The organism is Arthrobacter sp. SlRoot2-15, assembly GCF_059739345.1.
In genome coordinates this window covers 1,610,164-1,635,556 of record NZ_AP046058.1, presented here as the reverse complement: position 1 = coordinate 1,635,556, position 25,393 = coordinate 1,610,164, and the positions used below count along the sequence as shown (strand labels likewise).

Annotated in this window: 20 protein-coding genes; 14 read left to right on the top strand and 6 right to left on the bottom strand. The window is 69.1% G+C overall.

The genetic code is table 11. The features are described from left to right. Positions 1-210: 210 nt before the first annotated feature. The 5 genes from AC6I9V_RS07415 to AC6I9V_RS07395 form a co-directional block, all read right to left on the bottom strand. A complete protein-coding gene (locus AC6I9V_RS07415) occupies positions 211-489 on the bottom strand; it encodes an HPr family phosphocarrier protein (protein ID WP_056736454.1) in 279 nt (92 codons plus the stop codon). Positions 490-548: 59 nt separating this feature from the next. Further along, positions 549-2,612, bottom strand: a complete 2,064-nt coding sequence (locus AC6I9V_RS07410; RefSeq protein WP_497898914.1) for a PTS fructose transporter subunit IIABC — start codon at positions 2,610-2,612, stop codon at positions 549-551. Beyond that, positions 2,609-3,601 (bottom strand): 1-phosphofructokinase family hexose kinase, encoded by a 993-nt coding sequence (locus tag AC6I9V_RS07405; RefSeq protein ID WP_497898913.1) that lies wholly within the window; start codon positions 3,599-3,601, stop codon positions 2,609-2,611. Before AC6I9V_RS07405 ends, AC6I9V_RS07410 begins: the two co-directional genes overlap by 4 nt. Next, entirely contained in the window at positions 3,598-4,458 is an 861-nt protein-coding gene (locus tag AC6I9V_RS07400) for a DeoR/GlpR family DNA-binding transcription regulator (RefSeq protein ID WP_497898912.1), read from the bottom strand. The genes AC6I9V_RS07405 and AC6I9V_RS07400 overlap by 4 nt, the downstream gene beginning before the upstream one ends. Positions 4,459-4,993: 535 nt before the next feature. Then, a complete protein-coding gene (locus tag AC6I9V_RS07395; protein WP_146336037.1) occupies positions 4,994-5,257 on the bottom strand; it encodes a DUF6458 family protein in 264 nt (87 codons plus the stop codon). Between the two features lie 283 nt (positions 5,258-5,540). Here AC6I9V_RS07395 and AC6I9V_RS07390 point away from each other — a divergent pair, with 283 nt between their 5' ends. From AC6I9V_RS07390 to AC6I9V_RS07325, 14 genes are all read left to right on the top strand, one after another. After that, positions 5,541-6,158 (top strand): alpha/beta hydrolase, encoded by a 618-nt coding sequence (locus AC6I9V_RS07390; RefSeq protein WP_497898911.1) that lies wholly within the window; start codon positions 5,541-5,543, stop codon positions 6,156-6,158. A 168-nt stretch (positions 6,159-6,326) separates the two neighbouring features. Further along, positions 6,327-7,337, top strand: a complete 1,011-nt coding sequence (locus AC6I9V_RS07385; RefSeq protein ID WP_497898910.1) for a LacI family DNA-binding transcriptional regulator — start codon at positions 6,327-6,329, stop codon at positions 7,335-7,337. Positions 7,338-7,438: 101 nt separating this feature from the next. After that, positions 7,439-8,218, top strand: a complete 780-nt coding sequence (locus AC6I9V_RS07380; RefSeq protein ID WP_497898909.1) for an HAD family hydrolase — start codon at positions 7,439-7,441, stop codon at positions 8,216-8,218. A 50-nt stretch (positions 8,219-8,268) separates the two neighbouring features. Then, positions 8,269-10,602, top strand: a complete 2,334-nt coding sequence (locus AC6I9V_RS07375; RefSeq protein ID WP_497898908.1) for a glycoside hydrolase family 65 protein — start codon at positions 8,269-8,271, stop codon at positions 10,600-10,602. A gap of 197 nt (positions 10,603-10,799) precedes the next feature. After that, on the top strand, positions 10,800-12,173 hold the full coding sequence (locus AC6I9V_RS07370) for an NAD-dependent succinate-semialdehyde dehydrogenase (RefSeq protein ID WP_497898907.1): 1,374 nt from the start codon (positions 10,800-10,802) through the stop codon (positions 12,171-12,173). A 113-nt stretch (positions 12,174-12,286) separates the two neighbouring features. Further along, entirely contained in the window at positions 12,287-12,886 is a 600-nt protein-coding gene (locus tag AC6I9V_RS07365) for a hypothetical protein (protein WP_497898906.1), read from the top strand. Positions 12,887-12,998: 112 nt separating this feature from the next. Then, on the top strand, positions 12,999-13,838 hold the full coding sequence (locus tag AC6I9V_RS07360; RefSeq protein WP_497900277.1) for a hypothetical protein: 840 nt from the start codon (positions 12,999-13,001) through the stop codon (positions 13,836-13,838). 3 nt (positions 13,839-13,841) lie between these two features. Beyond that, a complete protein-coding gene (locus AC6I9V_RS07355; protein WP_497898905.1) occupies positions 13,842-14,591 on the top strand; it encodes a LamB/YcsF family protein in 750 nt (249 codons plus the stop codon). Between the two features lie 131 nt (positions 14,592-14,722). Beyond that, complete coding sequence (locus AC6I9V_RS07350; protein WP_497898904.1) at positions 14,723-15,790, top strand: hypothetical protein; 1,068 nt, start codon at positions 14,723-14,725, stop codon at positions 15,788-15,790. A 93-nt stretch (positions 15,791-15,883) separates the two neighbouring features. Next, a complete protein-coding gene (locus tag AC6I9V_RS07345) occupies positions 15,884-19,594 on the top strand; it encodes a nitrate reductase subunit alpha (protein WP_497898903.1) in 3,711 nt (1,236 codons plus the stop codon). Then, the gene (gene narH / locus AC6I9V_RS07340; RefSeq protein WP_497898902.1) at positions 19,594-21,288 is read left to right on the top strand and encodes a nitrate reductase subunit beta; all 1,695 of its coding nucleotides are present in this window, start codon (positions 19,594-19,596) and stop codon (positions 21,286-21,288) included. Before AC6I9V_RS07345 ends, narH begins: the two co-directional genes overlap by 1 nt. Beyond that, on the top strand, positions 21,285-21,905 hold the full coding sequence (narJ, locus tag AC6I9V_RS07335; RefSeq protein WP_349413182.1) for a nitrate reductase molybdenum cofactor assembly chaperone: 621 nt from the start codon (positions 21,285-21,287) through the stop codon (positions 21,903-21,905). The genes narH and narJ overlap by 4 nt, the downstream gene beginning before the upstream one ends. 2 nt (positions 21,906-21,907) lie before the next feature. Then, positions 21,908-22,741 carry a respiratory nitrate reductase subunit gamma gene (gene narI, locus AC6I9V_RS07330; protein ID WP_497898901.1) on the top strand — a complete coding sequence of 278 codons (834 nt, stop codon included), beginning with the start codon at positions 21,908-21,910 and terminating at the stop codon, positions 22,739-22,741. 47 nt (positions 22,742-22,788) lie between these two features. Continuing rightward, positions 22,789-24,009 carry an MFS transporter gene (locus AC6I9V_RS07325; protein ID WP_497898900.1) on the top strand — a complete coding sequence of 407 codons (1,221 nt, stop codon included), beginning with the start codon at positions 22,789-22,791 and terminating at the stop codon, positions 24,007-24,009. A 29-nt stretch (positions 24,010-24,038) separates the two neighbouring features. On the opposite strand, the gene AC6I9V_RS07320 is transcribed toward AC6I9V_RS07325, so the two are convergent. Continuing rightward, complete coding sequence (locus tag AC6I9V_RS07320) at positions 24,039-25,349, bottom strand: DUF445 domain-containing protein (protein WP_497898899.1); 1,311 nt, start codon at positions 25,347-25,349, stop codon at positions 24,039-24,041. Positions 25,350-25,393: the final 44 nt, after the last annotated feature.

The following is a 25,393-nucleotide window of genomic DNA, read 5'->3' as shown; positions in this document are numbered from 1 at the left end:
GGACATGCCCAGCGGGCGGGGCCGCCATTGGACATAGTGCCTATATGTCCATAGGCCGCGGCCGGGAATGGGCATGTCCCGCGCGGGTTTGGTCGCGGGGAATGGGCATGTCCCTCTGGGCTGAGCCACAAGCCCGGGCCTTAACGACGCGCGGCCGCCGGCCCGCCGCCCCTGGCAGGGGAGGAGGGCCGGCGGCCGCACGGGGTGGTGCTATTCGGCGTCGTGGTCCGTTTCGAGGATCTGGACCAGGCGCTCAAGGGCGGCGTCCGCGCCGTCGCCCTCGGCACGCAACACCACAACCTCGCCGTGAGAGGCGCCCAGGCTCATCAGGGACAGGATGCTGGCGGCGTCCATGGCCTCGTCCTCCGGTTCGCCGAGCCGGGCGATGGTGATTTCGAGATCGAACTCGCCTGCAGCCTCGGCAAAGATGGCGGCCGGGCGGGCGTGCAGCCCGACGCGGCTGGCAATGGTGGCGTTACGTTCGGTCATTGTTGCTCCTTGGATTCAGCTTGGGATTATCAGCTCGGGAAGGTTTCTTGCGGACCGGCTCAGACGGTTACGGGAACCGGTTCCACCGTATCAACGGTCTTCTTGACTGCCCAGCGCTTGAGCGCGATCACGGCGAGGGCGGTGACTACCGTGCCGACCGCGATTGCCACCACGAACATCAGGAAGTTGTCGATCGCGAAGAAGACGAACAGGCCGCCGTGCGGTGCCTTGGAACCGACGCCTGCCGCCATCGAGATGGCGCCCGTGACGGCTCCGCCCAGCATGCTCGCCGGGATGACGCGCAGCGGGTCGGCGGCAGCGAAGGGGATGGCGCCTTCGGAGATGAAGGACGCGCCCAGCAGCCAGGCAGCCTTGCCGTTTTCACGCTCGGCCAGACTGAAACGCTGCTTGTCCAGCACGGTCGAGGCGAGGGCCATGGCCAGCGGCGGAACCATGCCGGAAGCCATCACGGCGGCCATGATCTGCCACGGCGCCTGGTTGTCCATGCTCGCGGCGCCGAGGCCGGCGACGGCGAAGGCGTAAGCGACCTTGTTGACCGGGCCGCCGAGGTCGAAACACATCATCAGGCCCAGGATCACGCCGAGGGCAATCGCGCTGGCACCGGTGAGGCCGGACAGCCAGCCGTTCAGGCCCTTGGTGATCGCGACGATCGGTCCGCCCAGGATCAGGAACATCAGTCCCGAGGCGACCAGGGAGGCCAGCAGCGGGATGATGACCACCGGCATCAGGCCGCGCAGCCAGCGCGCCACCTGGAGCCTGCCGATCATGTGCGCGACGTAGCCGGCGAGCAGGCCGCCGACGATGCCGCCGAGGAAGCCTGCGCCCATAAAGCCTGCCACCGCACCGGCGACGAAGCCCGGCGCGATGCCGGGACGGTCGGCGATGGCGTAGGCGATGTAGCCGGCCAGGGCCGGGACCAGGAACCCCAGGGACAGGGCGCCGATCTTGAACAGCACGGCCCCGAGGTAGGCGCCGACGGGCCCCCAGGCGTTGTCCGGGAACTCGGTGGGCAGGTTGAAGAGGCTGTTCTGCACCACGATCGCGTCCGCGTACTTCGTGATCAGATAGCCGCCCATCAGGAAGCCGAGGGCAATCAGCAAGCCGCCGCCCGCCACAAACGGGATCATGTAGCTGACGCCGGTGAGCAGGGCCTTCTTGAGTTTCTGGCCGATGTGCTCACCCTTTTCCTCGGCCTCGTGCTGGGCCTGTTCCTCGGCGCCGAAGTGCGGCACACGCCGGGCATTGGGGTTGTCGGCCGCGGCGAGGGCCTCCTGGACCATCTTCTCCGGCTCGTCGATGCCTCGCTTGACCGGGGCGTTGATAACGGGCTTGCCGGCGAAGCGCTCCTTGCCGCGGACATCGACGTCGACGGCGAAGATCACCGCGTCGGCGGCGGCGATCACGGCCGGGTCCAGGGCCTTCGCGCCGGAGGAGCCCTGGGTCTCCACCTGCAGGTCCACCCCGACTTCCTTGGCCGCTGCCACGAGCGAGTCGGCCGCCATGTAGGTGTGGGCGATGCCGGTGGGGCAGGCGGTGACGGCGACGAGGCGCTTGGCGCGTGGAGCCGTGGCGGATGCCCCGGCTCCGGCGGCTGCTCCGGCGGCCGGTGCTGCGGCGTCGGCCGGGACGTCGGCGGCGTGGCTGGCGGGCTTGTCCGCCAGCGCACCCTCAACCAGCTCCACGACTTCGGCCTGCGTCGAGGCGGCCCGCAGGGCGGCGGTGAAGTCCTTTTTGATCAGCGAGCGGGCCAGCTTGGAGAGCAGCTTGAGGTGGTCCTGGTCCGCGCCTTCGGGGGCCGCGATAAAGAAGATCAGGTCCGCGGGTCCGTCCTTGGCGCCGAAATCGACCGGCTGGGACAGGCGCGCCATGGCCAGTGTTGCCTCGGTGACCGCCGTCGAGCGGCAGTGCGGAATCGCGATGCCGCCGGGCACACCGGTGGCGGTCTTCGACTCGCGGGCGAAGGCATCGGCGAAGAGGCCTTCGACTTCGGTGGCGCGTCCGTTGGCCGCAACTCTGCCTGCCAGGTGCCGGATCACGTCCTCGGGCGATGTGCCGAGATTCTGGTCGAGCTCGACCAGTTCGGTTGTAATGAGCTGGGTCACTGACAATCCTTCTTCAGGGCCGTGATGGTTACGGCGGCGGGGGTGGTTTGGTGCACTGCCGGGACGGTCGACCCGGGCAGGGAGGCAGCGGCAGCCCCGTGGGCCACCGCCTGACGCAGGCAATCGGCCGGGGCGGCGCCCTGGCTGGCGGCGAGCAGGTAGCCGGCAAGCGAGGAATCGCCGGCGCCGACCGTACTGACCGCCTTGACCGGCGGGTGCGTGGCCAGCCACGCGCCGTCGGCCGTCACAAGCACCGCACCCTTGGAACCGAGGGTGGCGAGTACCGCACCCACTCCGGAACGCACGACGGCGGCGGCGGCTGCCGCGGCAGCCTCCGGATCCGCTTCAAGTTCCTCGGCGGACTTGTCCGTGGGGAATCCGGCTGCGGCAGCCAGTTCCGCCAGTTCCTCGGCATTGGGTTTAAGCAGGTCCGGCCTCCCCAGGGCATCCCCGGAGATTGCGGCGGCGAGCGGTTCGCCGGAGGAGTCGACGGCGATGAGGGGTGCCTCGGTGCCGTCGTGCAGGGAACGCAGCCGCCGGGTGACGGTGGCGTAGAAGTCGGCCGGGACTCCGGGCGGGAGCGATCCGGCCAGCACGACCCAGCTGGCGCCGCGGGCCGAATCCAGCAGCAGCCCGATCAGGGCCTCCTGCTGCTCCGCATTCAGGACCGGGCCGGGTTCGTTGATCTTGGTGGTGACGCCGCCGGGCTCGGTGAGGGCCACGTTGCTGCGCAGCGGCTCGCCGATGGGAAGGGCGGCGAAGGGCACGTCGTTCTCGCGCAGCCCGGCGAGGACCGGGTCGGCCTCCGCGCCGGGAAGCACCGCGACGGTCTTGAGCCCGGAGGCCACGAGGGCGCGCGAGACGTTGACGCCCTTGCCGCCGGATTCCTGCCGGACCGAGATCGCGCGCTGGACCTCGCCGCGGAGCAGGGGCCCGGGCAGCGCCACGGTGCGGTCCAGGCTGGGGTTGGCCGTGAGGGTGACGATCATGCGACCACCACCTCCACTCCGGCGTCCGCGAGGGCCGCGGCGAGGTCCGGGCTGGGGTTCGTGTCTGTGATCACGGTGTCCAGATCTTTCAGGGAGGCGAACTGGACCAGCGTTTCCGCGTCCAGTTTGGAGGAATCAGCCAGCACCACGATGCGGCGCGCTGAATGGACGAAGGCAGCCTTGACGGCTGCTTCTTCAGGATCGGGAGTGCTCAGCCCGAAGGCCGCGGAAATGCCGTTGGTGCCGATGAACGCTATATCGGGCCGGATCCGCCGGGCGGCTTCCACGGTGGACTGGCCGACGGCGGCCTGGGTCAGGCCGCGGACCTTGCCGCCTAGCAGGTGCAGCGCGATGCCGGGCTCGCCGGAGAGCTTCGCGGCGATGGGCAGCGCGTGGGTGATGACAACAAGCTCCGCTTCACCGGCGGATGGCCCCGACGGCCCGCCCGCTGCTGCGGGGCCCGCTCCGGCCTGGCCCGCTGCTGCCCCCGCGCCCGCCCCCGCGGTCCGGGCAGCGAGCATCTCGGCGAGGGCCTCGGTGGTCGAACCGGCGTCGATCAGGACGCTTCCGGCGCGGCCCTGGGGAATGAGGTCAAGGGCGGCCTTGGCGATCCGGGTCTTCTCACTCTGCCGCTGCACCGTGCGTTCGAGGATGCTTTCTTCCGTGGTGCTGAAGCGCTCCGGTGAGACGGCGCCGCCGTGGACCCGGCGGACACTGCCGGCGATCTCGAGGGCGGCCAGGTCGCGGCGGACGGTTTCGGTGGTGATGTTGAAACGCTCGGCGAGGTCGGTGACGCTGGCCCGGCCGCTGGCGGCGACGAGCTCCACGATCAGTTGCTGGCGTTCCTCGGCGAACACGTGCCCTCCATTGCGACGATAACTGCGGGTGCTGCGGCTTCCTCCTTCGGTGACATCCATCACATGAAGTGGAATTGATTGACTTTATCTTTGTTCATGTGGCTTTGTCAACGACAAAACAACACGAACGCAGAAGCGGTTTGCTGCTGCCGTGGGGACATGCCCGACCCGCGGCGTGGCCGACGGGCATGCCCATTCTTTGAAGCCGACGTTGCTGAACATGCCCATTGCTCGGATCCGGGCTTGGGCATATACGGCATACGTCCATTGGTGGCGCCCGGGGATGGGCATGTCCGTTGGGTGGCGGGGAAGCGGGCATGCCCATTCTTTGAAGCCAATGGTGCCGAACATGTTCATAGCTGAGCTCGGAGCTTGGGCATATACGGCATATGTCCATTCGCGGCCGCCGGGGACGGGCATGTCCGTCGGATGAGGGGGGGTGGCGCTTTAAACGCCGGACGCCGGGCAAGACCTTTACGGTCCGGCCCGGCGTCCGGGTTGGTTGCTGCGGCGCATCGCTGCGCCGGGGGAGTGCCTAGATGCCGGCGTCGCGGCTCTCGTTGCGGGTGATGGTCTCGCCCGTGTTGGGGTCGACGACGGAACGCGTTTCGCTGACCCGGCGGGTGCGGCTGCGGCCGGGGGAGGCCAGGATCAGGGATGCGACCAGCCCGATTACGCCGACCACCATAAGGATGTAGCCGATCATGGTCTGGTCGACGTTGGGGATCAGGCCGGGCGCGATGGCCCAGGCCAGGATGGCGCCGAGGGCGATAAGGAAGATGGAGGAACCGATTCTCATGACTTGCTCCTTGTTGTCCGGTGGGACCGATAGGTAATGCTAAGCATGCTGTCCAGCGTCACGCTACAGCCCGGTACCTGTCGTTTCAACGATTGTGGCCACGCGCCGCCGGAAAATTCGGTGTGTCGGGGCTAATTTCGCGGCGGTTCCGGACGGGTGCGGCGGTTTCGGACGGGCGCGGCGCGGGTCCGGGGTGCGGCCGTCCGAATCCGTAGCGCAAATCCAGAGCCGCCGCGGAAACCGCTGCGGACCGGGGCAGGCGGCGGCTGGCTAGGCTGTCCCCATGGAAACTGTCGCCTGGTCCAGGCCCGAGCACGAGCGCGCGGACACGCCGCTGCTGGTGATGCTCCACGGTTACGGCACGGACGAGACCCGGATGGCCAAACTCTTCCCCGGCCTGCCGCCCGAGTTCACCTGCGCCGCCCCGCGGGGGCCGAAGGTGATCGGCGACGACTACGGCTGGTTCCTGCTGGACTACTTCCTCACCCACGACTTCGCCGACGTCATCTCCGCCACCACCTCGGTCTTCAGCTGGATTGATTCGGTCAAGGGGCAGCACAGCAGCGTCAGCCTGCTCGGCTACTCCCAGGGCATGGCCATGGCAAGTACCCTGCTGCGGCTGCGGCCGGAGGGGTTCCGCGCCGTCGTCGGGCTGTCCGGCTTTGTGCTGGACAACGAGCTGCTGGCCATGAGCGAGTCCTTTGCCGCGCGGCCGCCGTTCTTCTGGGGCCGGGACAAGGCGGACCCGGTAATCAACGACGACGCCACTGCGCACACCGAGGAATGGCTGCACCGGCACACCCAGCTCACGGCGCGCAGCTACCCAGGGATGGGCCACTCGGTCTCGGCGGCGGAACTGGTGGACGTCGGCGCGTTCCTGCGCCACTACGTGCTGCGCTGAGCCGGACGGCGCCCGGAGCCGCCGGATAATTCCACCCGATGGACAGGAACAGCCACTTGCGCGCCCAATTTATAAGCGTTTACAGTTTACTTTGGCCAATTTAAACCGGCCCACTACTGCAGGGGGAAGAAAGGTCCAGGCCCGTGTCGCATGACTAAGGCTCCGCGCGTGACAATCCAGGACGTGGCCGCCCTTTCCGGGCTCTCCATTTGCACCGTCTCCCGGGCGCTCCGGCACCTCCCCAACGTTTCTGAAAAAGCGCAGGCCAAAGTCACCGACGCGGCTGCCAAGCTCGGCTACAAGGCGTCCTCGGCCGCCGCCCGGCTGGCCGGCGGAACCACCGGCTCCGTGGCCATCATTGTTCCCACCGCGACTGCCTGGTACTTCGCGCAGGCGGTCGAGGCCGCGGAGGAAGTCCTCGCCGACAGCGGCTACGACACCGTGCTGGTCAGCCTGCGGAACCGGCCCAGCGTGCAGCGCAAACTCTTCGGCGACCTCGCCGGCCTGGCCCAGCGCGTGGACGGTGTCCTGCTGCTGAACGTCGCCCTCGACCGCGGTGAGATTGCGGCGCTGGAAGCCTCCGGCCTGGCCGTCGCAAGCGTGGGGATGCACGCCGTGCCGTGGGACAACGTGGGGATCGACGACCAGGAGGCCGCGCGGCAGGCCACCGGCCACCTGCTCGGACTGGGCCACTGGGACCTGGCGATGCTGGCCGGACGGGAGCCGGCGGGACGTTCCGTGGACACCGCGGACGCCCGGCGGCGCGGCTTCGAACTGGCCCTCGCCGAGCACGAGCTGACCGTCGACCCCGACTTGGTGCTCGACGCCGGATCCAGCATCGAGGGCGGCCGCCGGGCCATGACGGAGCTGATCGAGAACCGCCGGATGCCGTCCGCCGTGTTCGCAGGCTGCGACGAAACCGCGTTCGGCGCGCTGATGGCACTGCGGGATCTCGGCCTGTCAGCACCCAAAAACGTCTCCGTCATCGGCATCGACGATCATCAGATGAGCTGGTTCCTCGGGCTGACCACCATCGCCCAGCCGGTCGCCGACCAGGGCGCGTTCGCCGCCAACCTGCTGGTCGAGAGGCTCCACCACCCGGGGAACCAGAATCCGCCCGCCGCCCACCTGCTGGAGACCAAGCTGGTGGAGCGCCGGAGCACCCGCCGCCGGCGCTGATGCCCGCCACCGCGCGCCCCGGGACCGCCGCCCGGCGCGGTCCCGCGGCGGCCCCGTTTTTCCCAAGACTTCCAGCCACCGTCTGAAAGGACATTCGCTCCATGACTCAGATTTCCAACAGCGCCGAGATTTCCAACGGCACCGAAACTTCGAGTAGCACCGCCGCGGCCGATGTCCTCGCCGGCGCCTCCGCCATCCTCTTTGACCTCGACGGCGTCCTGACGCCCACCGCGGTGGTGCACGAACGCGCCTGGCAGGAACTCTTCGACGGGTTCCTCCAGAGCGTGCCGGACGCGCCGGGCTACCGCGAAAGTGACTACTTCGACCATATCGACGGCAAGCCGCGCTTCGACGGCGTCCGTGACTTCCTGGCCTCGCGCAACATCGTGCTGCCCGAAGGCCCGGCCGACGACGATCCGGCCCACGACACCGTGCACGGCCTCGGCAACCGCAAAAACAAGGTCTTCAACGACATCGTGGCGGCCGGTGGCGTCACGCCCTACGAGGGCTCGGTCCGCTTCATCGAGGCCGCTCGGGGGCGCGGACTCAAGCTCGCCGTCGTCTCGTCCTCCCGCAACGCCGTTCCGGTGCTGAAAGCCGCCGGGCTCTCGGACTACTTCCCGGTGGTGGTCGACGGCGTCGTCGCGGTCGCCGAAGGCCTGCCGGGCAAGCCCAGCCCGGCCACCTACGAATACGCCGCACAGCTGCTGGGCCTGCCCAGCGAGGAGTGCATCGTCGTCGAAGACGCCGTCTCCGGTGTCCAGGCTGGAAGCGCGGGGAGCTTCCACTCGGTCATTGGCGTCGACCGCGGTGCGGGCCGGAAGACCCTGCTCGACGCGGGTGCCACGATCGTCGTCGGCGATCTGGCCGAACTGCTCTAGCCGGCCGCCACCACCCACCCGCACAACCGCCACTGCCAAAAGGATTCACCATGGCTCTCATCACCTCGGACCGCGCCAGGTTCCCCAACGACCCCTGGCAGCTCGTGGAAACCGTCCACCTGCCCGGCAACGCCGGCACGCTGGAGACCCTCTTCAGCCTCGGCAACGGCCACCTTGGCATCCGCGGCGCCCACTGGGCGGCCGCCGACGCCGAACTTCCGGGCAGCTTCATCAACGGCTTCCATGAGATCTGGGACATCAAGCACGCGGAAAACGCCTACGGCTTCGCCCGCACCGGCCAGCGCATCCTCTACGTTCCGGACGCCAACAACTTCGTTGTCATCATCGACGGCGAAATGCTCAGTCTCGAGGAGTCCACGGTGCTGGACTACCGGCGCAGCGTGGACTTCGCCACCGGGGTCTACGAATGTCGGATCGTCTGGCAGTGCCGCTCCGGCGCCACCGTGACCACCACGGAGCGCCGTGCGGTGGGGTACCAGGCCCGCGGCGCCCTCGGCATTTCGCTGGAAGTCGCGGCCGACCGGGAAATCTCCGCGGACGTTACCTCGGCCGTGGTGAACCGGCAGGACCAGCCGGTGGAGGACCACTCGGCCCACGACCCGCGCCGCGCCGGCCGCCACGCGGGGAGGGTGCTGCTCCCGGTCCGGCTCGACGGCGGCGACGGCTCGCTCCGGCTCTCATGGGAGGCCGCCGAGTCCAAGCAGCGGCTCGGGATGGCCGTGGACCACTGGACTTCCGCCGGTGTCCAGCCGTTCGACACCCAGGTGGACCAGGATGACAGCAGTGTCCGCTACGTCCTCGCCGTGAACCCGGACGCGCCGTTCGTGCTGGAGAAAAGCGTCAGCTACGCGGTGGGACGGGCCGCGGACGAGGACCTCGCCGGCACGGCCGAAGCCGAACTGCTGTCCGTGGCCGAAATCTTCGCCCAGAGCGCGGCGCACTACCGCGGCTACTGGACCACCAGCGACATTGTGGTGGGCGGCCAGGCCGAGCTGCAGCAGGGCATCCGCTGGAACCTTTTCCAGCTGGCACAGGCCACCGCCTGCGCCGACGTGGCCGGCATCCCGGCCAAGGGCGTCTCCGGCTCCGGCTACGACGGGCACTACTTCTGGGACCAGGAGGTGTACCTGCTGCCCTACCTGACCTACACCAACCCGGGAAACGCCCGCCAGGTCCTGGAATTCCGCCACGACCTGCTGCCCGAGGCCCGGGTCCGCGCCAAGGAGCTCAGCGTGGACGGCGCACTGTTCCCGTGGCGCACCATCAACGGCCTGGAGGCCAGTGCCTACTACGCCGCCGGCACGGCGCAGTTCCACATCGCCGCCGCGATCGCCTTCGCCACGAACCGGTACATCTGGGCCAGCGGCGACACGGAGTTCAAGGAGACCCTCGGCTCCGATCTGCTGATCGAGACGGCACGGATGTGGGCCTCGCTGGGCTTCTTCGGCAAGGACGGGCTGTTCCACATCCACGGTGTCACCGGCCCGGACGAGTACACCGCGGTCGTTAACGACAACCTCTACACCAACGTTATGGCCCGGTTTAATCTGCGTGCCGCAGCGGCGCTGGACCACCCCGGGATCGACGACGCCGAGCGGGAGTTCTGGGAGCAGGCCGCGAACCGGATGCAGCTGCCCTACGACGAGGACCTCCAGGTCTACTCGCAGGACAACGACTTCATGACGCTGGAGCCGTGGGACTGGGACACGCCGCGGTCCAAGTACCCGCTGCTGCTGAACTTCCATCCCTTGGTGATCTACCGGCACCAGGTGCTCAAGCAGGCCGACACCGTGCTGGCGATGTTCCTGCAGTGGCAGGACTTCACTGCGGAGGAAAAGCGCCGAGCCTTCGACTTCTACGACCCCATCACCACCGGGGACTCCACCCTCTCCGCGTGTGTGCAGGGCATCATGGCGGCCGAGGTAGGCCATGGGGAGGCCGCGCTGGAGCACTTCATACACGCCCTCTACATCGACCTTGACGACACCCACGGCAACACGATCGACGGTGTGCACATCGCCTCCACCGGAGGCGTCTGGAGCTCGCTGGTCAGCGGTTTCGCCGGCCTGCGGGACCAGGGTGCCGTGCCGCACTTCGATCCGCGGCTTCCCGCCGACTGGGACTCCCTGGACTTCCACCTGAAGCTCCGCGGCGGGCTGCTGCACGTCGAACTGGACCACACGCTGCTCCGGCTCACGGTCCCGGACGGGGCGCCGCTGGAGGTCGACGTCCGCGGGGCGCGGTTCACGGTCGGCGCCGACTCGGTCGCCGTGCCGCTGCACGCCGTCGTGAGCCCCCCGCCGACGGTGTTCCCGGGCGGACCGCCGACGGCGTCGATCCCGGTGGTGCGCGCCGTCAACTAGCGGTGCCGGGCAGCCACGCGGCACGCTTGGAATAGTCCGGGGAAGGCGCCGGTTGGCGCCTACGGGACCGGTCCTGCTCTTGGGAACAGGCCGGCCCACGCACTGGGCGGGAACCGCCGTGGCGCCGAACCCGGCGCCAGACCGCGGTCCCGCGCCCGAACCGGCTCAAACCAGCCAGAAACGGAGATGGTGGACCAATGACTGCCTACAAGACAGTGAACCCCGCGACCGGAGAGACGGAAAAGGAATTTCCGCTCGCAACCCAGGAAGAGGTCGAGACGGCGCTCGCCGCCGCTCAGCAGGCTTTCCTCGAGTGGCGCAAGGCGCCCGTGGAGGAACGCACCAAGGTCATCGCCCGGGTCGCCGAGCTGTACCGGGAACGCGAGGACGAACTGGCGCGCCTGATCGCCAAGGAGATGGGCAAGCCCGTGGTCGAGGCCCGCGGCGAGGTCAAGCTGGTCGCCTCGATTTACGACTACTACGCCACCGAGGGCCCGGAATTCCTCAAGGACGAGGCGCTGGAGGTCAGGGGCGGCGGTGACGCACTCGTGCGCTCCACCCCGATCGGTCCGCTGCTTGGCATCATGCCGTGGAACTACCCCTACTACCAGGTGGCCCGGTTCGCCGCGCCCAACCTGGTCCTGGGCAACACCATCCTGCTCAAGCACGCCGGCAGCTGCCCGCAGTCGGCCCTCGCGATCGAGAAGATCTTCCACGACGCCGGCCTGCCGGAGGGCGCCTACACCAACCTCTTCCTGGACAACGACCAGGTGGCGGAGATCATCGCTGACCCCCGCGTCCAGGGCGTCTCCCTGACGGGCAGCGAGCGGGCCGGAGCGGCGGTGGCCGAGGTCGCCGGGCGCAACCTCAAGAAGTACGTCCTCGAACTGGGCGGCAGCGATCCCTTCATCGTGCTCGACTCCGATGACCTGGACGCCACCGTCAAGGCCGCCGTCGGGGGCCGGATGGGCAACGCCGGCCAGGCCTGCACCGCGTCCAAGCGGTTCATCGTCCTCGAGGACCTTTACGAGCCCTTCGTGGAGAAGTTCACCGAGCGGATGGCCCGGATCAAGCCCGGCGATCCCCAGCAGGAGGACACCCGGTTCGGTCCGCTGTCCTCCCAGAGCGCCGCGGACGGCCTGGTCGAGCAGATCCAGGACGCCGTGGACAAGGGTGCCACCCTGCGCACGGGCGGTCACAAGGTGGACGGCCCCGGCGCCTACGTGGAGCCCACCGTCCTGACCGACGTCACCCCTGAGATGCGCGCGTTCTCCGAGGAGCTGTTCGGCCCCGCCGCCGTCATCTACAAGGTGGCCAGCGTGGAGGAAGCGATCGACCTGGCCAACGGCTCGCCCTACGGCCTGGGCGGCTCGGTGTTCAGCGCCGACCCGGCGAAGGCCCAGGACGTCGCCGACCAGCTGGACACCGGTATGGTGTTCATCAACTCGGTGGCCCAGACCCAGGCTGACATGCCCTTCGGCGGCGTGAAGCGCTCCGGCGTGGGCCGCGAGCTGGGCCGCTTCGGCATGGACGAGTTCGTTAACAAGAAGCTCATCCGCACCCCGCGCTAAGCGGCGGGCTCCAGGCGGAGCCGCTTCAGCCGGGAAACCGCGCGAGGACACGGCCGCGGCCGGAAGCAACGACCTTCCGCCCGCGGCCGCTGCCGCCCCGTTAGGCTCCTTCCATGGAGAAAACGGCCACCGCAACGGGGAGGCGCAGCCTGGCCTTCGTGGGGATCAACGTGGGCTTGGCGCTGCACCCCGCGGACCCCAGCGGCGCCCAGGTTCCCGGTGAGCCGGCCAGCTGCTTCGCGACCTTCTGGCGGGCCGACTGGTCCCGCTGGGGTGCGGGCACCGCCCTGCTAGTGGCCACCCTGCAGGGCTGGCGGAGCTATGGCGCCAACGAAGCCTTCGCGGAGACCTTGGCCACCGAACTCACCCGCTATTTCCCCGAGGCGGCCCGGTTCCCGCTGACCGGCGTCGGGCATACCCATGACGAATTCACGGTGGAGGTGGACCCGGAGACCGGGTTCCGCGCCACCGGCCACAAGGCGGAACTGGCCGTCCACGGGGTCCTGGACCGGCGGCAGTTCACCGCGCCGAACTTCCAGCTCGGCGAAGGCAGTGCCGCCCTGAGCAACGTCTACCTGCCCTGCAGCACGGGCCGGCTCAGTGAATTCGGGGTGGAATGGCCGGGAACGCCGGCGGTCTACCCCGGCCCCCTGGGGCCGTCCTCCTCGGCCTTCGTCGCCCTGGCCGAATCCTGGGTGCTCCAGCTGCCCTGAACCGGCGGGTCGGGTGGCTCTGCCCTGCTGCGCAGGAGCGGCCGGACGGGCTGTGGCCTAGTGTTAAGGCTGGAAGAAGTTCAGCACCCTTATGGTTTCCGGAGAGGCGACGATGGCCCAGCGCAGCAACCCGGCAATGAAAATTGCCCAGAAGACCGCCCACAGCGCGATGTTCGACGCCGACGGCAAGCCCAAGGCCGGCGTCCACAACATGCTCCTGCGCGCGGTGGAAATCCAGCGCCCGCTGGTGCTCGCAAACCTGCGGCGGCTGCAGCGCAAGCACCCGCACGCCTCCGCGGCGCAGCTTGCCGCCATCCTGGAACGCAATTACCTGGCCGCCGTCACCGGCGGCGGCGCCCTGGTCGGCGGATCGGCCGTTATCCCCGGCGTCGGCACCGTGGCCGCCCTGGGGCTCTCCGCCGTCGCGACGGTCGGGTTCCTCGAGGCCACCGCACTGTACGCAACCTCGCTGGCCGAACTCCACGGGGTGCGGATGGTGGACCCGGAGAAGGCCAGCACCCTGGTCATGGCGATCATGCTCGGCGAGGAGGGCACGGCGCTGCTGAGCTCCCTGAGCGGCCAGGCCGCCGGCCAGGGCAAGGGACCCACCCAGGCGTGGGGGTCGCTGTTTGCGCGCCGCGCTCCGCTGATCGGCTTCGGCTCCGTGCGGCAGCGGATCCAGCAGGCTTTCCTGCGGAACCTGCTCAAGCGCCAGGGCACCGCGCTGCTGGGCCGGGCGCTGCCGTTCGGCGTCGGCGCCGTGGTGGGCGGCGTCGGCAACCGGATGATGGGACGTGCCGTGATCGCGAACGCCAAGGAGGCGTTCGGCCCCATGCCCACGACCATCCCCGGCGAGCTGCAGCCCGGCGGCGCGGACCGCCCCGCGGATGCGGCCGACACGGCCGACACGGCCCCGGAAGCCCCGGCCGCCGGCCCTGAAACGGAAGGCTGAGCCGTGGACCTGAACGCCGACCTGGGGGAGTCCTTCGGCTCCTGGACCATGGGCGATGACGCGGCGATGTTCCCGCTGGTTACGAGCGCCAGCGTGGCCTGCGGCCTGCACGCCGGCGACCCCGTCACGATGCTGGACACCTGCCGCGCGGCCTACGAGCTCGACGTCAAAGTCGGCGCGCACCTGGGCTACCCCGACCTGGCCGGCTTCGGCCTCCGCGCCATGGACATGACCTTCGACGACTTGTTCGGGGCCGTCCTCTACCAGCTCGGCGCGCTCGACGGCGTGGCCCATGCGGTCGGCGCCTCGGTGGACTACGTCAAGGTGCACGGCGGCCTTTATGACCGCACCATCCACGACGCCGAACAGGCCTCCGCCGTGGTCGCAGCCATCCAGGCCTACGATCCCGGGCTGCCGATCCTGGGCCTGGAGCATTCCGCGCTGCTCGGGATTGCCCGGGAGGCCGGCAACCCCGTGTTCCATGAAGCCTTCGCCGACCGCGCCTACCTCCCGGACGGCACGCTCGTCCCGCGCCTGGAGGAGGAATCGGTGATCGAGGACCCGGACGAGATCGTCGAGCGCGCGCTGCGCCTGGCCCTCAAGGGCGAGGTGCTGGCGGTGGACGGCACGGTGGTCACGCTGACCCCGCACTCGCTCTGCCTGCACGGCGACACCCCCGGCTCGGTGGCGGTGGCCGCCGCCGTCCGCGCCGCCCTGGAGCAGGCCGGCGTCGAGCTGGAGCCCTTCGCCTAGTCCGGGCGAAGCTACAACGTGGGGCCCCGGGGCCGGTCGGCCCTGTTGACACGAGGCGCCGGTCCCTAGCGTGGGTGTTATCGGAGCCGCCCCTGAAACGCGGAGGCAGTCTCCGCGGACTGGGGGAGACAATGCGCCATCGGATCGGTTCGTCTCGACACTTCCTTGCGCTCACCGCGGCCCTGGTGCTTCTCCTCGGCGCCTGCGCGCAAGGGGGTACGCCTGCCTCGACGGGGTCGCCGTCGTCAGGTTCGAGTAATCCGGCCTGCGACCTCATTACCCCGGAGATTGCAGCCAAGGTGGATCCGAGCTTCGCCGGCACGGGCCAGAACCAGGCGGGCAAACCGCCAGGGAGCCCCGCGTACCTGTGCAGCTACATGAGCAAATCCGACCAGGGCATGAACGCCCTGTCCGTGGCGTTGACCTCGCCCGCGTCGGCAGCAGAGATTGCCGAGGCGAGGAAGACGCCGGACTGCTCGCCCGTAGCGGGCATCGGCGATTTCGCGTGCTTCCAGTGGACGGGGTGGTTCCGCGGCGAACCTGGCGGGGCATCGGCCAACACGGTCCTCAAGGCGGTCCGCGGCACCGAGTCACTGGACCTGCGCATCGTGGCGACGCCGCCGATGACGTCCGGCGTACCCGTCCCGGACGGCAACGCCACGGCCCGCTCGCTCGCACACGCCGCCGTCGATGGTGGCTGGGGCAACGGGAGCGCGCTCAGTGTCCCGTCCGCGCCGCCCGTCGGCCCGCAGGTCACCACCGACAATCCCGTGTGCGCCCTGGTCAGCGCCGACGCGGTCAAACAGGCGTTCGACGCGACCACGCAGGCGCAGGTCCTCCCGGGCGAGGGTAACTGCCGGTACACCTTCGGCGCCCCGGGTACGCCCGGGCCGGACTCGCTGGTGTTTTCCATCGAATTGCATCCGGGCGGCGCTTCATTGCTGTCCCGGCCGGTGCCGGACGGCCAGGACGTCCAGGGCGTCGGAGACCGGGCGATTCTGATCGTGCGGACGGATCCCGGCGGTCCCAAAGCCATGCGTCCGCCCAGCGACGTACCGCTCACGTACCTGTCCCTCATGGTGGCCCGCGGCCAGAACATGGCCATCTTCACCGCGCAAATCCTGATCTCCCCCACCGGTCCCACGGCCGAGCAGACCAAGGACCAGCTCGTCACCCTCGTCAAGGGAATCAGTTTCTGACCCGGTGCCGCGCCGCCCGGCACGCACAAGCCGGGGGCCGCCCAGTGCCGTAGGGCCCTATCGGCGCCGGAATCCGGCCCATAGCTTGGGGGCATGACTGCCGGAGGCTCCGCGGGGTTGGACGGACCCGCCTCGGATGCAATGTTGAAGCTGGGCCGATTTTTCACGAAATGGGACCAAACCGACGACGGCAGGGCGGTGTTCCGGGAAGGCGGCCGCAAGGGCGACATCTTCTACCGCGACCGCTGGAGCCACGACAAGGTGGTCCGGTCCACGCACGGGGTGAACTGCACCGGATCCTGCTCCTGGAAGGTGTACGTCAAGGACGGCATCATCACCTGGGAATCGCAACAGACCGACTACCCGTCCGTGGGCCCGGACAGCCCGGAATACGAGCCGCGGGGATGCCCGCGCGGGGCGGCCTTCTCCTGGTATACATATTCCCCGACCAGGGTCCGGTTCCCTTACGCCCGGGGTGTGCTGGTCGAGATGTACCGCGAGGCCAAGTCCCGGCTGGGCGACCCCGTGCTGGCCTTCGCCGACGTCGTGGGGGACCCGGAGCGCCGCCGCCGCTACCAGCAGGCCCGCGGCAAGGGCGGACTGGTCCGGGTGTCCTGGCAGGAAGCGATCGAGATCGCGGCCGCCGCGCACGTGAACACCATCAAGACCTACGGGCCGGACCGCTGCGCCGGGTTCTCGCCCATCCCCGCGATGTCCATGGTCTCGCACGCCGTCGGGACCCGCTTCATCCAGCTGATCGGCGGGGTGATGACGTCCTTCTACGACTGGTACGCCGACCTGCCCGTGGCCAGCCCGCAGGTCTTCGGCGACCAGACCGACGTCCCGGAATCCGGCGACTGGTGGGATGCGCGCTACCTCATGATGTGGGGCTCCAACGTCCCCGTGACCCGCACCCCGGACGCGCACTGGATGGCAGAGGTGCGGTACCGCGGGACCAAGGTGGTCACGGTCAGCCCGGACTACGCGGACAACACCAAGTTCGCCGATGAATGGCTCCCCGCGCAGGCCGGGACGGACGCGGCGCTGGCTATGGCGATGGGGCACGTCATGCTCAAAGAGTTCTTCGTCGAGCGCGAGGTGCCGTTCTTCACCGATTACGTCCGTCAATACACCGACCTGCCGTTCCTGGTCCGGCTGGAACGACGCGACGACGGCACCCTCACCCCGGCCAAGTTCCTCACCGCCCAGGACCTCCCGGCCGAATCCCTGGCCGAGGACGCGGCGTTCCGCACGGTGTTGTTCGACAAGAAGGCCGGCCGGCCCGCAGTCCCCAACGGCTCCCTGGGGTTCCGTTACTCCGGCACCGGCGAAGGCAAATGGAACCTGGACCTCGAGGGAGTCGATCCCGCCCTGTCGCTGCGCGAAGTCTCCGGCGAGAGCGCCGAGATCCTGCTGCCGTGCTTCGAAGACGCCGGCGGGGACGGCAGCGTGCTGAAGCGCGGTGTTCCCGTCATCGAGCTCGAAGGCCAGCTGGTCACCACCGTGTTCGACCTGATGCTGGCCCAGTACGGCGTCGGCCGCGACGGGCTCCCGGGCGACTGGGCCGCCGGTTACGACGACGCCGGGACGCCCTACACCCCGGCGTGGCAGGAGGAGATCACCTCCGTTCCCGCGCAGGCCTGCATCCGGGTGGCCCGCGAGTTCGCCCGCAACGCCGAGCAGTCCAAGGGACGGTCCATGATCATCATGGGCGCCGGGATCTGCCAGTGGTTCCACGGCGACGCCACCTACCGGGCCGTGCTGGCGCTGGTGATGCTGACCGGCTGCATGGGCCGCAACGGCGGCGGCTGGGCGCACTATGTGGGCCAGGAAAAGACCCGGCCGGCCACCGGCTGGGTGTCCCTCGCGAACGCGCTGGACTGGTCTCGCCCGCCCCGGACCATGATCGGCACCGGCTACTGGTACATGCACACGGACCAGTGGCGGCAGGACGGCTACTCCGCGGATGCGCTGAAGTCCCCGCTCTCCACCGGGGCCCTGGATGGGATGCACACCGCGGACGCCATGGCCCAGTCCGCCCGGCTGGGCTGGATGCCGTTCTACCCGCAGTTCGACCGCAACCCGCTGGATGTCGCGGACGAGGCGGAGGCCGCCGTCGCCGCCGGCACCGCGCGGGACACCCCCGGCTACATCGCGGAGGCGCTGAAGAACCGGACCCTGAACCCCGCGATCGAGGACGTGGACGCCGCGGAAAACTGGCCGCGGACCCTGGTGCTGTGGCGCTCCAACCTGTTCGGCTCCTCGGCCAAGGGCAACGAGTACTTCCTCCGCAACCTGCTGGGCACACACAACAACGTCCTGGGCAAGGACCACGCCGAAGGGCTCAAACCCAAGGACGTGAAATGGCACGAGCAGGCGCCGGAAGGGAAACTGGACCTGCTGGTCTCCGCGGACTTCCGGATGACCTCCACCACGCTGCTGTCCGACGTCGTGTTCCCCGCGGCCACCTGGTACGAGAAGCACGACCTGTCCTCCACCGACATGCACCCGTTCGTGCACGCCTTCACCCCCGCGATCGACCCGCCGTGGGAGACCAAAACAGACTTCGACATGTTCCACCTGCTGGCCCAGGAGTTCTCCCGGCAGGCCAAAACGCACCTGGGTGTCCGCAAGGACCTGGTCAGCGTGCCGCTGCAGCACGACACCCCCGGCCAGCTCGCCCAGCCCGGCGGGACCGTGCGGGACTGGCGGGACACGTCCATCCCCGCGGTCCCGGGCCAGAACATGCCCGTCTTTTCCGTGGTGGAGCGGGACTACACGGCCATCGCGGACAAGCTGGCCGCCGTCGGGCCGCTGGCCGACAAACTCGGCTTCACGGTCAAGAACGTCACCTACAAACTCGCCGGCGCGCTGGAGAGGCTCAGCCGCTCCAACGGGGTGATGCTCGGCGGCGCCGCGGACGGCCGCCCCGCAATCGACACCGACGCGAAAATGGCCGAGGCCATCCTGGCCTTCTCCGGCACCACCAACGGCGCGCTGTCCGTGCAGGGCTTCAAGGACCTGGAAGTCCGCACCGGGAAGAAACTCGCGGACCTCTCCGAGGGCTCGGAGGAAAAGTTCATCACGTTCGCCCAGACCCAGGCCGGCCCGGTCCCGGTGATCACCTCGCCGGAATGGTCCGGCTCCGAAACCGGCGGCCGACGCTACGCACCCTTCACCATCAACATCGAACGGCTCAAACCCTTCCACACCCTGACCGGGCGGATGCACTTCTTCCTCGACCACGACTGGATCCGGGACATCGGCGAGGCCCTGCCGATCTACCGGCCGCCGCTGGACATGCACCGGCTCTTCGGCGAACCCAAGCTGGGCCGGGACGGATCCATGGAAGTGGTGGTCCGCTACCTGACCCCGCACTCCAAGTGGTCCATCCACTCCGAGTACCAGGACAACCTGCTGATGCTCTCGCTTTCCCGCGGCGGCCCGACGGTCTGGATGAGCCCGGCCGACGCGGACGCCATCGAGGTCAAGGACAACGACTGGGTGGAATGCCTAAACATCAACGGCGTCCTGGTGGCCCGCGCGATCGTCAGCCACCGGATGCCGGCCGGCGTCGTCTACGTCCACCACGCCCAGGAGCGCACCATCGACGTGCCGAAGTCCGAGGCCACCGGCCGGCGCGGCGGCATCCACAACTCCGTCACCCGGCTGCTGGTCAAGCCCTCGCATCTGATCGGCGGCTACGCGCAGCTGGCCTACGCGTTCAATTACCTCGGCCCCACCGGAAACCAGCGGGACATGGTGGCCACCGTCCGGCGCCGTTCCCAGGAGGTGCAGTACTGATGCGTGTTATGGCTCAAATGGGCATGGTCATGAACCTGGACAAGTGCATCGGCTGCCACACCTGCTCCGTGACCTGCAAACAGGCCTGGACCAACCGTGCCGGCACCGAATACGTCTGGTTCAACAACGTCGAAACCCGCCCAGGGCAGGGGTACCCGCGCCGCTACGAGGACCAGGAGAGGTGGCACGGCGGCTGGGTGCTGAACAAGCGCGGCAAGCTGGTGCTCAAGGCCGGCGGCCGGGTCAAGAAGCTCCTCGGGATCTTCGCCAGCCCGGTCCAGCCCGAACTCAAGGACTACTACGAGCCCTGGACCTACGACTACAAAACGCTCGTGGACGCGCCGCTGGGCGACGACTTCCCGGTGGCCCGGCCCAAGTCCCTGATCACCGGGGAAGACACCAAGATCACCTGGTCCGCGAACTGGGACGACGACCTGGGCGGCTCCGCGGAGAACGGGCACCTGGACCCGATCGTGGAAAAGGTCCGGCGGGAATCCGAGGACAAGATCAGGTTCGCCTACGAGCAGACCTTTATGTTCTACCTGCCGCGGATCTGCGAGCACTGCCTGAACCCCTCCTGCATGGCCTCCTGCCCCTCCGGCGCCATCTACAAGCGCGTGGAGGACGGGATCGTGCTGGTGGACCAGGACAAGTGCCGCGGCTGGCGCCAGTGCGTCACCGGCTGCCCGTACAAGAAGATCTACTTCAACCACAAGACCGGCAAGGCCGAGAAGTGCACCTTCTGCTACCCGCGGGTGGAGGTGGGGCTACCGACGGTCTGCTCGGAAACCTGCGTGGGCCGGCTGCGGTACCTCGGGCTGTTTCTGTACGACGCCGACGCCGTCACCGCGGCGGCCGCCGTCACCGACCCGCAAGAGCTCTACGACGCCCAGATGGACGTGCTGCTGGACCCGAACGATCCCGCAGTGCAGGCCAACGCCCGGGCCCAGGGCATCCCGGAGGACTGGATCGACGCCGCCCGGCGCTCGCCGGTCTACGCCCTGGCCAAGGTCTACAAGGTGGCCCTGCCGCTGCACCCCGAATACCGGACCATGCCGATGGTCTGGTACGTCCCGCCGCTCTCACCCGTGGTGGACCTGCTGCGGGACCAGGGGCACGACGGCGAGGACGCAGGCAACCTGTTCGGCGCCATCGACGCGCTGCGCATCCCGGTGGAGTACCTCGCCGAGCTCTTCACCGCGGGGGACACGGACCGGGTCACCGCGGTGCTGCTGAAACTGGCGGCCATGCGTTCCTTCATGCGCGGGATCAGCCTCGGCAACGACCCGGACGACACCATCCCCGAAGCCGTGGGCATGGACAGCCAGACCATGTACGAGATGTACCGGCTGATGGCGATCGCGAAATACGAGGAACGCTACGTGATCCCCAAGGCCCACGTGGAACAGGCCCACGACCTCGAGGAGATGGGCTGCTCGCTGGACTTCGACGGCGGCCCTGGCATGCAAGACTCCTCGCCCTTCGGCGAGGCCAGCGGCAGGCCCGTCCCGGTGGCGGTGGAAACCTTCCACGCCCTCCGCGACCGGCAGACCTCCGGCGCGGCGCCGGGCGAAACAACGTTGCGGGGCCGGGTGAACCTGCTCAACTGGGACGGAACCGGAGCACCGGCGGGACTCTTCCCGGAAAGGCCGCCCGAGCCGGGCACTCTGGCGGCCGCGGAGGACCAGCCGTGACCCGCCGCCAGCAGATCGTCTATCTCGCCGCCGCCTGGTGCCTGTCCTACCCGGACGAGGAGCTCCTCGGGCGCGTGCCGCTGATGCGGGCCGCGCTGGCCGAATTCCCCGGCGCCGTCGCGGACTTCGCCGAGGTCCTGCAACGGCTGGAATCCACCCCGCCGATGGAACTCCAGGCCCACTACGTGCGCGAGTTCGACCTCGGCAAACGCCACGCCCTGCACCTGTCCTACTGGACCGACGGGGACACCCGGCGGCGGGGCGAAGTGCTGGGCAACTTCAAGAAGACCTACCGGCAAAGCGACATCCTGGTGGACACCCACGGGGAACTGCCGGACTACCTGCCCATGGTGCTGGAATACGCCGCGCTAGTGGACCTGGCGGCCGGGCGTGAACTGCTGAGCCGCTACCGGGCCAGCCTGGAGATGCTCCGCTTCGGGCTGCTCCGGGACGAGCTGCCGCACGCCCGCATCCTGCAGGCCATCTGCGCCACGCTGCCCGGCAAGTCGCCCGCGGATGAACAGGCGGTCATGCGGATGGCCGGCTACGGCCCGCCCACAGAAGCGGTGGGGCTGGACCCGTACGATCCTCGACTGCTGCCCGTGAAGGGGGCCTGATCATGCTTGCCTCCGAAGCCGAGCCCGGAGCCACCGCCCCGATCTCGGCGCTGGACATCGTGCTCTGGGGCGTCCTGCCCTACGTGATGGTCGTCGTGCTGGTGGGCGGCCTGGTCTGGCGGTACAAATACGACCAGTTCGGCTGGACCACGCGGTCTTCCCAGCTCTACGAATCCCGGCTGCTGCGGATCGCCTCGCCGCTGTTCCACTTCGGCCTGCTCGCCGTCATCGCCGGGCACTTCTTCGGCCTGGTCATCCCGATGGCGTGGACCCAGGCCGTGGGAATGAGCCAGGAGTTTTATCATTTCAATGCCCTGCTGGTGGGCGGGATCGCGGGGGTGGGAACCCTGGGCGGAATCATCCTGCTGATCTACCGGCGCCGCACCACCGGGCCGGTGTTCATGGCCACCACCCGGAACGACAAATCCATGTACGTGGTACTCACCGCGGCCATCGTGTTTGGCCTCTGGACCACCCTGGCGAGCGTTTTCGAGGGCGAACACGGGCACAACTACCGCGAGACGGTGGCCCCGTGGTTCCGCTCGCTGTTCATCTTCCAGCCCGACATCGCGGCGATGGCGACGGCACCGTTCTCCTTCCACCTGCACACCCTGGTGGGCATGGCGCTGTTCGTGATCTGGCCCTTCACCCGCCTGGTGCACGCCTTCACGGCCCCGTTCCACTACCTCTTCCGCCCCTACATCGTCTACCGTTCGCGGGACCGCGACCGGGACGGCGCCAAAGCCGGCGCCGCCGCCGCGCGGAATTCCACCACAACCGCCCGCCGCGGCTGGTCCGCCGTCGGTACCCGCGACCGGGACACCCGGAACCGGTGAGGTGCCTGCGTTACTGACCCCGCCCCGCTGAATCGAAAGGAACCACGATGGCCGGAGCTAACCCGTCCGCAGCTGCCCCGGGTGGCCGGACGCTCAACCTGGTGCTCGCCACCGCCGCCTCCGTGGCGGGGTTCTGGGCGTGGAATTCGGTGGCCACCCTGGGGGCGTTTTACACCCAGAACCTCCAGCTCAACCCCGCCACCACCGGCATCCTCGTCGCCATGCCGGTGTTCGTCGGCTCGCTGGGCAGGATCGTCGTCGGCGCCCTGACAGACAAGTACGGCGGCCGCGCAATGTTCAGCTTCGTCCTGCTCGCGGCCATCGTCCCGATCCTGCTGGTGGCCCTCGGCGGCACCATCCGATCCTTCCCGCTGGTGCTGGGCGCCGGGCTGGTCCTTGGCGTCGCCGGAACGGTCTTCGCCGTCGGCATCCCCTTCGTCAGCGCCTGGTACGAACCGTCCCGGCGCGGCTTCGCCACCGGGGTCTTCGGCGCCGGGATGGGCGGCACCGCGCTGGCGGCGTTCCTGAACCCGCGGCTGGTCGCCTGGATCGGGTACTTCCCCACGCACCTGCTGATTGCAGGGGTCCTGGCCGTCATGGCCGCGCTGGTCTGGTTCCTGATGAAGGAATCACCGGGCTGGAGCCGCAACAACGCGCCGGTGCTGCCCAAGCTGCTGGACGCGGCCAAGACCCCGGTCACCTGGAAGATGTGCTTCCTCTACGCCGTCGTCTTCGGCGGATTCGTGTCGTTCGCCACCTACCTGCCCACCTATCTGCGCGATGTCTACAGTTTTGATCCCAGCGCTGCCGGTGCCCGCACCGCCGGGTTCGCACTGGCCGCCGTGCTGGCGCGGCCGGTGGGCGGCGTCGTCGCGGACCGGTTCGGCCCCAAGCCCGTGGTGGTGGTTTCGCTCGCCGGCGTCGCGGTGCTGGCCTGGGTGGTGAACCTGCAGCCCGACGGCGACGTGCCCGCCGGGCTGACGTTCGTCGCCATGGCGGCGGCCCTGGGCCTGGGCACCGGCGGCGTGTTCGCCTGGGTGGGGGTGCTCGCCCCGGCGGGCAAGGTGGGCAGCATCAGCGGGGTGGTCAGCGCCGCCGGCGGCCTGGGCGGCTACTTCCCGCCGCTGGTCATGGGCGCCACCTACGACGCCGCGACGCACAGCTATTCGATCGGGCTGCTGTTGCTTGTGGTCACGGCGCTCGCGGCGCTGGCGTTTACGGTTTTCGCCCTGCACGGCCGGCCCCGGGCGAAGGTCGCGCCCGCCTAGCGGCCCTCAAGTGTCCGTTCGCGCGTTGGTCAGCCGAACACCAAATTCGCCGCGGTGAAGATGGCGAGCCCTGCGAGGGCGCCCACCACGGTGCCGTTGATCCGGATGAACTGCAGGTCCTTGCCCACCTGGAGTTCGATCTTCTGCGAGGTCTCCTCGGCGTCCCAGCGGGCCACGGTATCGGTGATGACACCGGCGATGTCCGCGCGGTAATTGTTCACGAGGTACCCCGCGGCGTCGCCGATCCAGGTGTTCACCTTGCCAGCCAGTTCCGGGTCGACCACCAGGCGCGTGCCGAAGTCGTGCACGGCGGCCTTGAACCGGACGGTCAGCTCGCTGTGCGGGTCGTCGACGGCGGCGAGCAGCGCGGCCTTGACGGTGCCCCAGGTCCGGGAAGCCAGTTCGCGCACCTCCGGGTCGCCCAGCACCTGCGCCTTGACGCCCTCGGCGCGGGCGATCATGACCGGATCGTGCTGCAGGTCCTGGGCCAGTTCCTTCAGGTATTTGTCGATCGCGAGCCGGACCTGGTGCTGCGGGTCGGCCTGCACGGCGTGGGTGAATTTCAGGATCTCTACGTAGACCTTGTCGCCCACCAGGCCGTCGACGAAGTTGGGGACCCAGGCGGGGGAGCGGTCCGTGACCAGCCGGTTGACCGTCTCGTGGTTGTCCCGGACCCAGTCCACGGTGCGGTCCACCAGCAGGTCCACCAGCGCGTGGTGGTGGCCGTCGTCGAACACGCGCTCGGCGAGCCGGCCCACCGGCGGCCCCCACGGCGGGGCCAGCAGGTGCCGGCGGACCATGCCCTCGATGACGGCCTGGACGTCGTCGTCGTTCAGCACGGTGAACGCGCCGCGGATCACGGCCGCGCCCTCCTTGGCCACCCGCTCCGCGCCGCCCGGGCCGGACAGCCAGGCGCCGACCTTCCGCGCGACATCCACGCTGGCCAGCTTCTCCTTCACCACCTGCTCGGAGAGGAAGTTGGTTTCCACGAATTCGCCCAGCGACGCCCCGATCTGGTCCTTCCGCCGGGGAATGATCGCGGTATGCGGGATCTTCAGGCCCAGCGGGTACTTGAACAGCGCCGTGACCGCGAACCAGTCCGCGAGGGCGCCCACCATGCCGCCCTCGGCCGCGGCCCGGACGTACTCAAGCCACGGGTACTGCTTCTGCAGGGCGAAGGCCACCACGAAAATGACCGCCATGCCGATCAGCAGCGACACCGCCAGCAGCTTCATCTTCCGCAGCGCCGCGGCTTTCTCGGCGTCCGCGGGGGAGAGCCGGTGTCCGGCTCCGGCCGCCGGGACGGCGGGGCGGGCGGGTCGTTCAGTGTTCACCTGCATGTCCCCAGCCTAGCCGCGCATCCGTCACCGGCGTCCGCTAACGT

What these genes read in the sequence shown, in the direction of transcription:
- narI (WP_497898901.1), top strand. Translation starts at nt 21,908, where the DNA reads ATGCTTGCCTCCGAAGCCGAGCCCGGAGCCACCGCCCCGATCTCGGCG.
- narH (WP_497898902.1), top strand. Translation starts at nt 19,594, where the DNA reads ATGCGTGTTATGGCTCAAATGGGCATGGTCATGAACCTGGACAAGTGC.
- AC6I9V_RS07380 (WP_497898909.1), top strand. Translation starts at nt 7,439, where the DNA reads ATGACTCAGATTTCCAACAGCGCCGAGATTTCCAACGGCACCGAAACT.
- AC6I9V_RS07325 (WP_497898900.1), top strand. Translation starts at nt 22,789, where the DNA reads ATGGCCGGAGCTAACCCGTCCGCAGCTGCCCCGGGTGGCCGGACGCTC.
- AC6I9V_RS07345 (WP_497898903.1), top strand. Translation starts at nt 15,884, where the DNA reads ATGACTGCCGGAGGCTCCGCGGGGTTGGACGGACCCGCCTCGGATGCA.
- AC6I9V_RS07360 (WP_497900277.1), top strand. Translation starts at nt 12,999, where the DNA reads ATGGCCCAGCGCAGCAACCCGGCAATGAAAATTGCCCAGAAGACCGCC.
- AC6I9V_RS07415 (WP_056736454.1), bottom strand. Translation starts at nt 489, where the DNA reads ATGACCGAACGTAACGCCACCATTGCCAGCCGCGTCGGGCTGCACGCC.
- AC6I9V_RS07390 (WP_497898911.1), top strand. Translation starts at nt 5,541, where the DNA reads ATGGAAACTGTCGCCTGGTCCAGGCCCGAGCACGAGCGCGCGGACACG.
- AC6I9V_RS07365 (WP_497898906.1), top strand. Translation starts at nt 12,287, where the DNA reads ATGGAGAAAACGGCCACCGCAACGGGGAGGCGCAGCCTGGCCTTCGTG.
- AC6I9V_RS07350 (WP_497898904.1), top strand. Translation starts at nt 14,723, where the DNA reads ATGCGCCATCGGATCGGTTCGTCTCGACACTTCCTTGCGCTCACCGCG.
- AC6I9V_RS07405 (WP_497898913.1), bottom strand. Translation starts at nt 3,601, where the DNA reads ATGATCGTCACCCTCACGGCCAACCCCAGCCTGGACCGCACCGTGGCG.
- AC6I9V_RS07395 (WP_146336037.1), bottom strand. Translation starts at nt 5,257, where the DNA reads ATGAGAATCGGTTCCTCCATCTTCCTTATCGCCCTCGGCGCCATCCTG.
- AC6I9V_RS07320 (WP_497898899.1), bottom strand. Translation starts at nt 25,349, where the DNA reads ATGCAGGTGAACACTGAACGACCCGCCCGCCCCGCCGTCCCGGCGGCC.
- AC6I9V_RS07375 (WP_497898908.1), top strand. Translation starts at nt 8,269, where the DNA reads ATGGCTCTCATCACCTCGGACCGCGCCAGGTTCCCCAACGACCCCTGG.
- AC6I9V_RS07370 (WP_497898907.1), top strand. Translation starts at nt 10,800, where the DNA reads ATGACTGCCTACAAGACAGTGAACCCCGCGACCGGAGAGACGGAAAAG.